12 protein-coding genes are annotated in these 12250 nt (G+C 35.0%); 2 read left to right on the top strand and 10 right to left on the bottom strand.

Annotation, left to right across the window (positions count from 1 at the left end):
- Position 1: 1 nt before the first annotated feature.
- From ACFSR1_RS01570 to ACFSR1_RS01560, 3 genes are all read right to left on the bottom strand, one after another.
- Positions 2–658, bottom strand: coding sequence for a hypothetical protein (locus tag ACFSR1_RS01570; protein ID WP_378288960.1), 657 nt, complete (start codon positions 656–658; stop codon positions 2–4).
- Positions 659–676: 18 nt separating this feature from the next.
- Positions 677–1489 (bottom strand): TlpA family protein disulfide reductase, encoded by an 813-nt coding sequence (locus ACFSR1_RS01565; protein WP_378288958.1) that lies wholly within the window; start codon positions 1487–1489, stop codon positions 677–679.
- Between the two features lie 148 nt (positions 1490–1637).
- Positions 1638–2153 (bottom strand): DUF2892 domain-containing protein, encoded by a 516-nt coding sequence (locus tag ACFSR1_RS01560; protein WP_378172242.1) that lies wholly within the window; start codon positions 2151–2153, stop codon positions 1638–1640.
- Between the two features lie 172 nt (positions 2154–2325).
- Here ACFSR1_RS01560 and rpmH point away from each other — a divergent pair, with 172 nt between their 5' ends.
- Together rpmH and carB are read left to right on the top strand one after the other, a co-directional pair.
- Positions 2326–2484, top strand: coding sequence for a 50S ribosomal protein L34 (gene rpmH / locus ACFSR1_RS01555; RefSeq protein WP_081414554.1), 159 nt, complete (start codon positions 2326–2328; stop codon positions 2482–2484).
- 109 nt (positions 2485–2593) lie between these two features.
- A complete protein-coding gene (carB, locus tag ACFSR1_RS01550) occupies positions 2594–5446 on the top strand; it encodes a carbamoyl-phosphate synthase large subunit (protein ID WP_378288956.1) in 2853 nt (950 codons plus the stop codon).
- A 79-nt stretch (positions 5447–5525) separates the two neighbouring features.
- Here the strand turns inward: carB and ACFSR1_RS01545 are convergent, their stop codons facing one another.
- The 7 genes from ACFSR1_RS01545 to ACFSR1_RS01515 all read right to left on the bottom strand — a co-directional run bounded on the left by ACFSR1_RS01545 (position 5526) and on the right by ACFSR1_RS01515 (position 12247).
- Complete coding sequence (locus ACFSR1_RS01545) at positions 5526–6623, bottom strand: T9SS type A sorting domain-containing protein (protein WP_378288954.1); 1098 nt, start codon at positions 6621–6623, stop codon at positions 5526–5528.
- Between the two features lie 100 nt (positions 6624–6723).
- Positions 6724–7857 (bottom strand): T9SS type A sorting domain-containing protein, encoded by a 1134-nt coding sequence (locus ACFSR1_RS01540; protein ID WP_378288952.1) that lies wholly within the window; start codon positions 7855–7857, stop codon positions 6724–6726.
- Between the two features lie 182 nt (positions 7858–8039).
- Positions 8040–8720, bottom strand: a complete 681-nt coding sequence (locus tag ACFSR1_RS01535) for a bifunctional 4-hydroxy-2-oxoglutarate aldolase/2-dehydro-3-deoxy-phosphogluconate aldolase (protein WP_378288951.1) — start codon at positions 8718–8720, stop codon at positions 8040–8042.
- A gap of 1 nt (position 8721) precedes the next feature.
- Positions 8722–9726, bottom strand: coding sequence for a sugar kinase (locus tag ACFSR1_RS01530; RefSeq protein WP_378288949.1), 1005 nt, complete (start codon positions 9724–9726; stop codon positions 8722–8724).
- Between the two features lie 19 nt (positions 9727–9745).
- Positions 9746–10507: an SDR family NAD(P)-dependent oxidoreductase gene (locus ACFSR1_RS01525; protein WP_378288947.1), complete on the bottom strand. Its 762-nt coding sequence runs from the start codon at positions 10505–10507 to the stop codon at positions 9746–9748.
- 56 nt (positions 10508–10563) lie between these two features.
- Entirely contained in the window at positions 10564–11874 is a 1311-nt protein-coding gene (locus tag ACFSR1_RS01520; protein ID WP_378288945.1) for an MFS transporter, read from the bottom strand.
- A gap of 4 nt (positions 11875–11878) precedes the next feature.
- Positions 11879–12247: a cupin domain-containing protein gene (locus ACFSR1_RS01515; protein WP_378172263.1), complete on the bottom strand. Its 369-nt coding sequence runs from the start codon at positions 12245–12247 to the stop codon at positions 11879–11881.
- Positions 12248–12250 lie beyond the last annotated feature (3 nt).

The following is a 12250-nucleotide window of genomic DNA, read 5'->3' as shown; positions in this document are numbered from 1 at the left end:
ACTAGTTTTTTAAACTATTCCACTCTTCTTCAGTATAAATATGAGATAAATAAAGTTCTGTTTCAGAGCGATCCTCGAAAACCCTTTTATATTTAACAAAACCTAAATCTTTTATATAATAACTGTATTGGTCATATGTGTATGTTTCATTTTGATCAGTTATTTTAAAAAGATACTCACCTTTTAGTTTGATTGCATTATATGTCTTATTTAATATTTTAATTTTTTCAATACCCTGATACGTTCTAGTCTTTTCAAAATATATTTCGCCATAACTAGAATCGTATTTAGTTGAATATTTATAGGGTCCGGGATTATTCCATAGGTAAACATTTTTCTCAATAGGTCTGGAAACCCTAGTATCTGTTGAGTCTTCAAAAAGAACAAATTCCAACATCTTTGAGCCGGATGCATCGAATTTTTCTTTAAAATATTCAGTTTGTTTAAAACTAGAGTTAAAGGTTTCTGTGATTAATTCTTTATTTATAGTATCTGAAGTTATTTTCCAATATTCAGTATCCAAAGAATCTTTAGTACTTCTTTTGTATTCATATATTTTGGGTTTTTGAAAATCCTTTAAATCGTAATAGTATGCTTTATAGTCGACTTGATAACCGAATATAAATCCTGGTATTAAGAAGAGGATCAGATTTTTCAAACGGAAGCGATCTAGGTACTAATTTCTATTGTTGTCAAGAGAATCTTTTTCTCTTCTATATCTTTCGTATTCCTCATCAATATCACGCTCTTCTTGTGTTCGTGTATCTCCTTTTAGTTTGGGCTTTTTTTCTTCTTCTACCGTAGGTGCTAATGCTCCTTTGGCGTCAAGGTCTGCAATTAATAAAGAAACTCCTTTGGACAAAGAATTATAATGAATCGTATACGAGTTACTGAGTGTTTCACTAGAATGATGCGTGACTATTTTGCGAATGTCTAATAGCTTATTGTCACTATCCATAAAATACATCATAGGAAAACCAAGAGAGTGTTTTAAATTATTAATGATATAAGAGTTTTGATTGGTTTTTTCATTTACATAGAGTAATTGAATATTCTCACTGTATTCACCAACTTTTTCTTTCAGTCTTTCTTTTGTATCCCAAAACAAGACAATAAAGTCAATTTGATCATGAAATTTATCTGATAGGTCGTTTAAAGCAGGTATTTCTCCTATTCCCGGAACACACCATGATGCATAGGTGATTAAAAAGATCGGTTTTTCAAGTTCTTCAAAAGAAATAGGTTCCCCCTTTATTGGGCTCATCTTAAAATCATCCATATAAGTGCCTACTAAATGATTTTGTACAAGAGAGTCAAAAAGAAACTTAGCATATTCAAGATCTTGATCTTTATACGCTTCATTACTTTTTAGGTTATATTTTTTAATGTGCGCTGCAACAGCTACAGAAAAAGGAACTTTTCTTTCTAGCTGTCCAAAGGCATTGCCAAAATATATAAAGAGTATTCCTAGAATTAATATTTTCTTCATTACAACTTAATTACGGTAGCTAAAGTACTATAAAGTCTTTAAAAATAACAGTTATCTAGGTCTAAACCTTTCTTTTATTAATTTAAATACCGCTACTATTTTACTTTTAAACTAATAGATAACGCAATAATGAGTACAATTAGTGTGCCTAAATCTTCTTCATTTGCTGTTTCATCATGGTAATCTGTTCTTTAAGCATACCATGTTTATCCAGTTTCTTAGCTTCAGTAAGAAGATTTTGAGCTTCTCTTTTTCTTCTTTTAGTCATTGCGATCCCTGCAAGATTCAATTTTGCAACTGCAAGGTCTTGATTCATAGATAGCCCTAATTTTATCGCTTTCTTTAGATATTTCTCTGCTTGAGTAATATTAGTCTGAGATAACATAATACCTAAAAGGTAATTATAATATCCTTGTTGTTTAGTCGTAAGTGCACTCTCTGGGTTTTTAATTCTGTCTAACCATTTCTTTGCACCGGCAAAATCCTGTTTACGTAATCGTAAGAATGCTAAAAGAATTAATTCATTTTTAAAATATAAAAAGACAAAAATTGAAGCTAATAAAATCAGCATAATCCCATTACCGATATATCCTTCTATCATTTGCCAAACGGCTGCTCCAACAATTAATGCTGCAATTACTAGTTTAATATTTTTATTATACATGAAATGTGTTATTTTTTTGTCGCGGCAAAGGTAATAAAAACAATTAAAAATATTTTGATATTTAGGTTTGTGAAAGTAAAAACTCTTCGTATATTTGCCCGCAGTTTTGGGATGAGAGCCCCATTAATTTTACAAAAAGAGATTTCAAGAAGATTTATAAAGATAGATAGCAATGAAAAGAACGTTTCAACCATCGAAGAGAAAGAGAAAAAACAAACACGGTTTTAGAGAGCGTATGGCTTCTGCTAATGGTAGAAAGGTCCTTGCTCGTAGAAGAGCTAAAGGTAGAAAAAAGCTATCTGTTTCTTCAGAATTAAGACATAAGCACTAATGATTCTAGTGCAATGAAAATATTAAGGTGTTACTTTTAGGAGTAACGCCTTTTTTTATATCTGGTCGATTCCTAAAAATATTTTTTAAATTTCAATACCAACACCAAAATGCCAAAAAACGAAAAACTCAAAAGTATATTGATCATCGGATCGGGACCAATCATTATTGGCCAAGCATGTGAGTTTGACTATTCAGGATCACAAGCTTTACGTTCTTTGCGAGAAGATGGAATAGAAACTATCCTCATCAATTCTAATCCGGCAACTATTATGACGGATCCTTCCATGGCGGATCACGTATACTTAAAACCACTGAATACCAAATCAATCATTGAGATTCTTAAAGAACATCCTCAGATTGACGCTGTGTTACCAACGATGGGTGGACAAACTGCTTTGAATCTTTGTATAGAAGCAGATGAGAAAGGAATTTGGAAAGATTTTGATGTTGAGATTATAGGTGTTGATATCGATGCTATCAATATCACAGAAGATCGTGAGCAGTTTAGAGAGTTAATGCTTAAGATTGGGATTGGAATGGCACCTCAAGCAACGGCAGGGTCTTATCTTAAAGGAAAGGAGATTGCTCAGGAGTTTGGTTTTCCGTTGGTAATTAGAGCATCCTATACCTTAGGTGGGGCTGGAGCATCTTTTGTATATAAAGAAGAAGATTTTGATGAATTACTGACTCGAGGATTAGAGGTTTCTCCTATTCACGAAGTAATGATTGATAAAGCACTAATCGGCTGGAAAGAGTACGAATTAGAGTTATTAAGAGATGCCAATGACAATGTTGTAATCATTTGTGCGATAGAAAATATGGATCCAATGGGAATTCATACGGGAGATTCGATTACTGTTGCACCGGCAATGACACTTAGTGATAAGACATACCAACGTATGCGTGATATGGCTATTCATATGATGCGAAGCATTGGCGATTTTGCAGGTGGATGTAATGTGCAGTTTGCAGTTAGTCCCGATGATAAAGAAGAAATTATCGCTATTGAGATTAATCCTCGTGTATCTCGTTCTTCAGCGTTGGCATCTAAAGCAACCGGATATCCCATTGCTAAAATAGCGGCAAAATTAGCGATTGGTTATACATTAGACGAATTGGATAATCAAATTACAAAATCTACATCGGCTTTATTTGAGCCTACACTCGATTATGTAATTGTTAAAATACCTCGTTGGAACTTTGATAAGTTCGAAGGATCTGACCGTAGACTGGGATTACAAATGAAATCAGTAGGAGAGGTGATGGGGATTGGACGTTCTTTCCAGGAGGCATTGCATAAAGCGACTCAGTCATTAGAGATTAAGAGAAATGGATTAGGTGCAGATGGGAAAGGTTATAAGAATTATGATCAGATCATAGAAAAACTTACATATGCCAGTTGGGATAGAGTATTCGTGATCTATGATGCAATCCAAATGGGGATTCCGTTGAGTAGAATCCACGAGATTACCAAAATTGATATGTGGTTCTTAAAACAATATGAAGAATTACATTTATTAGAAAAAGAGATTTCTACATACACTATTCAGTCCTTAACAAAAGAGTTGATTCTCGAAGCAAAACAAAAAGGATTTGCAGATAGACAGATCGCTCATATGGTTGGTTGTTACGAAAGTGAAGTATACAATAAGCGAGATGAACTAGGAATTAACAGGGTATACAAACTTGTAGATACTTGTGCTGCAGAGTTTAAAGCACAAACTCCTTATTTCTATTCTACTTTTGAGGCAGAAATCGAAACTCCTGATGGACAGGTTACCGTAGCGAACGAAAGTGTAGTAACCGATAAAAAGAAGATAGTTGTATTAGGTTCTGGACCTAACCGTATCGGACAAGGAATTGAATTTGATTATTGTTGTGTTCACGGAGTATTAGCATCTGCCGAGTGTGGATATGAAACAATTATGATCAATTGTAATCCTGAAACCGTGTCTACGGATTTTGATACAGCTGATAAATTATACTTTGAACCTGTTTTCTGGGAACATATTTATGATATCATAAGACACGAGAAACCAGAAGGTGTTATTGTTCAGTTAGGAGGGCAAACTGCCTTGAAACTTGCAGAAAAACTAGACCGTTACGGAATTAAAATTATTGGTACAACCTATCAATCATTAGATCTTGCCGAGGATAGAGGAAGCTTTTCTACCTTGTTAAAAGAAAATAATATTCCTTATCCGGAGTTTGACACCGCCGAAACTGCTGATGAAGCGTTAGCCGTAGCAGATCGTCTTAATTTTCCGATATTAGTACGTCCATCTTATGTGTTAGGAGGACAGGGAATGAAGATCGTAATTAATAAGCAGGAATTAGAAGAACACGTAGTTGATTTACTTCGTAAAATACCTAACAATAAATTATTGTTGGATCACTATCTGGATGGAGCAATAGAAGCAGAAGCAGATGCTATCTGTGATGGAGAAAATGTGTACATCATAGGTATTATGGAGCATATAGAGCCTTGTGGAATACATTCTGGAGATTCTAATGCTACATTACCTCCATTTAATCTGGGAGAGTTTGTAATGCAGCAGATTAAAGATCATACACATAAAATAGCATTGGCGTTGAATACGGTTGGGTTAATTAATATACAGTTTGCTATCAAAGATGATACGGTATATATTATTGAAGCGAATCCAAGAGCATCCAGAACAGTACCTTTTATTGCAAAAGCATACGGAGAACCTTATGTAAATTATGCAACCAAGGTAATGTTAGGAGAGAAGAAGGTCACAGATTTTGATTTCAAACCCCATTTAGACGGATACGCTATAAAACAACCTGTATTTTCTTTTAATAAATTTCCGAATGTAAATAAGAAACTAGGACCAGAGATGAAGAGTACCGGAGAAAGCATCTTATTTATTGATGATCTTAAGGATGATCAGTTTTATGATCTATACTCTAGACGTAAGATGTACTTGAGTAAGTAATTATTTCAATTATATAAACATAAATCCCGCTTTTTGGCGGGATTTTTTTTGAGTTTATCTTAAGCAAGATTTTCGACCTCTAATTTGCTTTCACCATTTGCTTTACAGTATAAGTGTTGGTTATAGAATCTGTTAATTTAATGAAATAGGTTCCATCGGATAGATTCTTAATGTCTATCTTATTATTATCACCAATTTCAGATATTTCTCTGATAATTTTTCCTGATGAATCAAGAATAGAGACGTTGTAGCTTTTTATGTTTTCACGAAAGTTGAAATTAACGATTCCTTTTGTGGGATTAGGAAATACAGTAAATAAATCATCTTTGGATACTGAGGGAACAGATAGTTGAGGGTTTTCAGTTATTGAGAAATTTGCAAATAGTACTTCTTCATCTCTTAGATCAGAGGCATTAACAAGGCTTCTGTAAATGCCCCATTTAGGTCGGATAAAATCAGCATTTGTTTTCCACATTCTTAATTCAGAAGAAGAATAATTCAGGATTTCTACTCCTGTATTCATATTAGTAATTATAATAGTATAGGTCGCATTATTAGTCTCCCCATAAGTGACTGTTTCCGAAACTTCTACCCAATTCCCTTTTAATAAAGAAAGATTTACCGAAGTAAGCGTTGATTGAGAAGTAGTGGGGGCATATCTTAATTCTAGTTTATCGGGATTTCCTTTTCTGGCCGTTAAAGTAATCAGTGGTTGACTCTCTTCGGCAGCATCTGCACCTACACTTTTTAGCTGATGAAGATGGGTGAACTTACTAGAAGCTTGAAATCCGGCATCAAGTTTAAATTTCCATTTATACAACACAGTTTCTCCAATAGTTCCTTTTAAGTTGTCAGGTGATTGATTATAAGATTTAATTTCATTTCGCTGACGATCAAAATTTTTACATCTATCATTATCTTCTGATACGTGTATACTAAATTTGAAAACATGATCATTTAATTCACTATTGAAAACCTCAGAAATATGCCTTCCAAAAGAGGAGTGATTATCACAGGAGCCATCTACTTCTCCCGGAGATTCTATAGGATTGTATCCTGAAGCTAAAACGGAGGTAATTAACTCATAGGTATTACCGGTTCCATCGGCATTCAGGGTTACTTGAGCTTGGGTTGCTAGAGTAATTAGAAGGCAAACGAATAAATTAAATGATTTCATTGCAGTTGTTTTTAAAATATATATTGAAGAGAAATACCCTTGTAAAATTTTGCAAGGGTATTTTCTAACTCAAATTAAAATCAAACTATTATAAAGTACGCTAGTTCTTTACTACGGTTTTGGTAATTCGTGCACTTTCTCCGTAAACATTCATATAATATAATCCAGTTGATAAGTTGCTTAAATCAACTACATCCAAGTTATTTTTTTTCTGAACTAGTATTTTTCCTGTTGCATCTAATACTTCGATAGAAGAAATAAGATCGTTTTTAGAATTTATGTTTATAACATTCTTTGTTGGATTAGGGAAAAAGGAGATGTCATCTGTTAATTCTTGTTCTGTTACAGATAATATTGCAGGTACTAGATTTTCTGACCCTATATGATTTATGGATTCACCTTCATAAAACTGAGGAACTGCATCTATTTGATTAGAGCCTCCAGATCTTATAGTGTAATTAGGAAAATCACCACTTGAACTAATATTAGCAACAAGCCAATCAGAAGATACACTATCCGAAATAGTACTTCCAGTTGAATTACCAACACGTGCAACATATTCAATAGGTAGAGAGGCATCTGAAGTTCCTGGGGGATTTAAAGGCAAGAAAAATATATTAGAACCAGCTTGAGTGGAAAAATTGGCATCTCCACTATTATCAGGTTCAGAAATAACAATTTGTGAAGAATAAGCAGCTTCACCATCAGCACCAGCACCGTCATCGTCAATAAGACTTATTGAATCTAAAATTGTCCAGGACAAGAATGTGGCATCATCTATAGTACCATTATTCATACTATCTAAATCATCACTCGTATCAGGGATATCTGTATCTCCAGTAGTTTGTACTATAAACCAATTTTGTGATAAGTTTTCTATATCAGGAGTAGTAGAGGTTACAATAGCAGCTCCTGCATCTATGGTGAATGAGCCTTGAGAGGCAGCTGTGGCAATGACGATAAAACCATTGGCGCCCATTACAAGACCATCTAAGCTTTCAATATAATCTATCCTCCCAGTTCCAGTAGTATTTTCTTTATCTCCCTCTACTGATATAACATATATGTTGTCTAATACTTGGCCAGGAGTACAATCGTCGCATCTTAGTTCGATGTATTCACGATCCGTATCAGTACCTGGCGGAGTTGCTAATATTTCACTGAAGAATATTGACTGAGCATTAATAACTCCAAAACTACCGAAAGTAGCTAATAATAGTAATAAATTTTTCATAATCGAATTATTTGATGATAGAATGAATTTAATTTTTATATGTTTGGTTGACCAAATTGGTTAACCAAATATATAAATTTATTTTTATTTAACACAATTTTTATTGAAAATCATGTGATTCAATTGATTTGTTAGCAATTTGTTATTCGAAATAAGTCTTTAGATCGATGAATGCAGAAAAATTAATGATTGCTACGCTTTAAATCTTTGACAATCCTTAGTGAACTCTTAGTCAATTCTGTTATTTTATGATAATCAAAGTTTCCATTTTCATCTTTCGTAATAAGCTTGGATCCCATTCCTACGCAATGCACTCCTGCATTGAACCAGTCTGTAAGATTTTTTTCTTCTGGAGTAACACCTCCGCTGGGCATAATACTTGTCCACGGACATGGAGCTTTGACACCTTTTACAAAATCGGGGCCACCTACTTGAGCGGCAGGAAATATCTTTACGATTTCTGCCCCTAACTCTTCAGCGTAATTTATTTCAGTAAGTGTTGCACAACCTGGTAGCCAAGCTATTTTACGACGATTACAAACTTTAGCTATTTCTGGATTTAGAACAGGTGAAACGATAAAATTAGCACCCTTCTGAATAAATAGAGATGCAGTACCTGCATCTACTATAGATCCTATTCCCAGAATCATACCCGGTAGTTCGTCGTCAATCCATTTAGATAGTTCTGTAAAAATATCCTGAGCGTGATCACCTCTATTAGTAAACTCAAAAACTCTGGAACCGCCATCATAACAAGCTTTGATCACTTTTTTGGATATATCAATATTCTTATGATAAAATAGGGGAACAATACCTGTGTTTCCCATTACTTGTGCAACCTCAATTCGTGTATATTGTGCCATATTATCTTTTTATTCGACCTGATAAATTACCTTGAATAATACTTAATACTTCTGCTTCTGTTACCAGATTAGCATCTCCTTCTATGGTGTGTTTTAACGCACAAGACGCATTAGCAAATTCCATTGCTTTGGTATCCTCATAATGCATTAGTCCGTGAATTAAGCCTGCTGCATATGCATCTCCCGTGCCGATTCTATCAATTACGTGAGTAATTTCTAATTCATCTGTTTCAGAAAACTTTTCTCCGTTCCACATTCTGGCTTTTATTTTATGCCAACTGGCATTAAGAGAAACTCTTGTTTTATCAAAAACTCCTTCTATATGGTTATATTTCTCCATTAAAAGTTTACTTGCTTTTATAAAGTCATCATTATCATAAGAGAAATTAGTTTCCAGCAATTCATTAATTTCATTAGGGCCACCAATGAATATGTTAGACAAGGCTACTAACTCAGAGAGTACCTCTTTAGCTTTATGACCATAATTCCACAGACCGCTTCGGTATGCGGGATCTGCAGATACGGTGATTCCTTTTTTATGAGCAATTTCTATTCCGTCTTTTAAAGCTTGAAACGCATTCATAGATAGGGCAGGAGTGATACCTGTCCAGTGAAACCAATCGCAGTTTTCTAAAGCAGACTCCCAATCAATTGATTCGGGTTGTATATTACAGAAAGCTGAGTTTGCCCTATTGTAGGCAATGGTACTTGATCGCATGACTGCACCAACCTCCAGGAAATATAATCCCAGAGGATGACGCGAGTCAATAATCAAACCAGTATCTACTCCCAGTTTCTGCAAGTAGCTCTTTGCTGCATCACCAACGAAATCGTTGGATACTGCTGTAATATGTTGTGTTTTGTTTCCGAATTGGGCAAGTGATATTGCTACGTTCGCTTCGGTTCCACCAAAGTAGTATTCTAATTGGTTAGATTGTTTTAATTTTTTATTTCCCAAAGGAGCTATACGCATTAAAACTTCTCCAAAGGTTACTACTTTTTTCATTCTGTATTGTTCTTTATTTTTAAATTCCTAAAGCTTGTCCTCCTCCAATCTGGATAGTTTCTGCAGTTATAAAAGCAGCGTCATTGCTAGCTAAGAAAGATACAACAGAAGCTACATCTTCCGGCTGGCCTAGTCTTCCTAATAAAATATTATTTTTCCAAGATGCAAAAACTTCAGGTTTTGTTGATTTTATTTGGGCATGAAATGGAGTGTCGATAGTACCCGGTGATACTGCATTTACTCTAATACCATACTCAGCCAGGTCTTTTGCCAATGCCCTTGTTATTGCATTAACAGCGGCCTTTGATGTTCCATAAATTCCAGCTCCGGGACCTCCGGCGGTCCATCCTGCGTTGGATGTATAGTTAATGATTGAAGCATTTTCTCCTTTTTTAAGATAGGGAATAGCAGCTCTGGATGCAAAAAATGTTGAGTCCAGATTTAGTGCCATAACAGATCTGTAAAATTCTGTGGTCATTCCTTCAAACCTGGATCTTCCTCCTAATCCTCCGGCATTATTTACCAGTAGATCAATTTTACCATATTTTTCTCCTATAGCCTCTATATTAGAAGTAACTGCTTCTTCGTTTGTAACATCGAATCCATAATACTCGGCAGTTATTCCTTCGGCAGTAAGCTCTTTTACTCTTTCTGCTCCTTTATCGTCTTCTATACCATTTAAAATTACAGTATATCCATCGTTACCTAATCTTTTTGCAACAGCGAAACCAATACCGCCAGTTGCTCCGGTTACGATAGCAATTTTTCCTTTTGAATCCATTTTTTTTATATTAATAGTTATTAGTTGATTAAATATTTATTTTTCTAAGGGTTTTATTATTTCTTAGCAGTTAATGGCTGAATGTTTCCGCATAAAATCCATACACTTGCCAGTACTATTAAGGTCAAAACGCCTCCAACTATAAATGCTGGGGTGTAATTTCCTCCGGCAGTTAAAGTAGATACTAGTGCGGTTAGACCTACTCCAGCAAACTTTGCCGACATTCCGGACAGGCCAGAGAGTGTTCCAACTGTCTTTTTACCAAATAAGTCGCTCGGTAATGTTTGTATGTTTCCAATAGCTGTTTGAAATCCGAAAAGAATAACGGCCATAATAATTACAGCATTGACAGGGCTTCCCGGATCAGATAACAAATAGAAACAAGGAAGCATAATTAAACAACCTAGGGTTATAACAAACTTTCTAGTTTTATTAATACTCCAACCTGACTTAATACGATTCTGTGCCAAAAGTCCTCCAAACCATGCACCAATCATAGCTCCTACATAAGGTACCCAACCATAGATTCCAATTGATTTAACATCCATACCATATACTTCTGATAGATAGATAGGAATCCAGAATACAAACAGCCACCATATAGGATCAATTGCAGCTGAGGAAAAAATTACTCCCCAACTCTCTTTATGAGATAGCATTTTACCAGTTTCTGGATTGTATTCATCAAGTTCGTTTTCATTTTCAATTTGATCTACATTTTCTGATTTCGATTTGTCAAGAATATAATTCCTCTCTTTTTCGGTAAGCCAAGGGTGCTTTCCCGGAGGTGCTTTCATAATTAGCATCCATGGGATCAACCATAGCAATCCCATAGTTCCAATGATAATAAATATCATTTGCCAACTAAAATGAATGGTCATAAAGGCGATGGCAGGAATTGATATGATACCTCCAATGGCGGCACCTGAGTTGAAAATTCCTTGGGCAAAAGCACGTTCCTTAGCCGGGAACCACTCTGCATTTCCTTTTGCAGCACCAGGCCAATTTCCTGCTTCAGCAATACCTAAAATAGATCTGAAGATCGAAAAACTAAGAAAACCTTTTGCTAATGCGTGTAATGCAGTTGCTATAGACCAAAAACCTATTGAAAGGGCGAAACCTAACCGTGTACCTATTTTGTCAAAAATCTTTCCGAAGATAGCTTGACCAAAAGCATAAGAAAATAGGAAAATCGAGGAGATCCAACCGTAAATATCTTTTCGTTCGTCTGCGGACTTATCTGGATATAATTCTTCAGCAATATCTGGCCACAACACACTAAGTGATTGCCTGTCGATATAATTAATCACAGTAGCTAAGGCGATTAAGCCTATAACCCACCAACGTAATCCTTTAATTTTAGTCATCTAATTACTTCTTTTGATGTGAAATTTCTAAAAAATCCTCGCGTATTGGGCTGAATACATCAATAAGAACTCCTGCTTCCAGGCAAACAGCACCGTGAGGAACATTAGGAGGAATAAAGAATCCATCACCTGCATTCAATATTTTTTTTTCATCTCCGATTGTAACTTCAAAACTTCCGGATTCTACATAGGTGGTTTGAGAATGAAAGTGATCGTGGATATATCCAATCGCTCCTTTTTCGAAGTTTACTTTAACCATCATAATATTTACGTCATAACCGATCATCTGTCGTGTAATACCTTCTGCGGCTTGTTCCCACGGCTTATCTTTGGTTATAAAGAATACGTCGCTTTTTATTTTTGAGTAGCTCATTGT

The sequence above is a fragment of the Aquimarina rubra genome (assembly GCF_042684305.1).
In the GTDB taxonomy this organism is placed as follows: Bacteria; Bacteroidota; Bacteroidia; order Flavobacteriales; family Flavobacteriaceae; genus Aquimarina; species Aquimarina rubra.
Note: the sequence above shows the minus strand (reverse complement) of the source record. Positions and strands in the feature narration are given on the sequence as shown.

Coding starts and splice junctions, on each gene's coding strand:
- ACFSR1_RS01565 (WP_378288958.1), bottom strand. CDS start 1,489: ATGAAGAAAATATTAATTCTAGGAATACTCTTTATATATTTTGGCAAT.
- ACFSR1_RS01560 (WP_378172242.1), bottom strand. CDS start 2,153: ATGTATAATAAAAATATTAAACTAGTAATTGCAGCATTAATTGTTGGA.
- rpmH (WP_081414554.1), top strand. CDS start 2,326: ATGAAAAGAACGTTTCAACCATCGAAGAGAAAGAGAAAAAACAAACAC.
- carB (WP_378288956.1), top strand. CDS start 2,594: ATGCCAAAAAACGAAAAACTCAAAAGTATATTGATCATCGGATCGGGA.
- ACFSR1_RS01545 (WP_378288954.1), bottom strand. CDS start 6,623: ATGAAATCATTTAATTTATTCGTTTGCCTTCTAATTACTCTAGCAACC.
- ACFSR1_RS01540 (WP_378288952.1), bottom strand. CDS start 7,857: ATGAAAAATTTATTACTATTATTAGCTACTTTCGGTAGTTTTGGAGTT.
- ACFSR1_RS01535 (WP_378288951.1), bottom strand. CDS start 8,720: ATGGCACAATATACACGAATTGAGGTTGCACAAGTAATGGGAAACACA.
- ACFSR1_RS01530 (WP_378288949.1), bottom strand. CDS start 9,726: ATGAAAAAAGTAGTAACCTTTGGAGAAGTTTTAATGCGTATAGCTCCT.
- ACFSR1_RS01525 (WP_378288947.1), bottom strand. CDS start 10,507: ATGGATTCAAAAGGAAAAATTGCTATCGTAACCGGAGCAACTGGCGGT.
- ACFSR1_RS01520 (WP_378288945.1), bottom strand. CDS start 11,874: ATGACTAAAATTAAAGGATTACGTTGGTGGGTTATAGGCTTAATCGCC.
- ACFSR1_RS01515 (WP_378172263.1), bottom strand. CDS start 12,247: ATGAGCTACTCAAAAATAAAAAGCGACGTATTCTTTATAACCAAAGAT.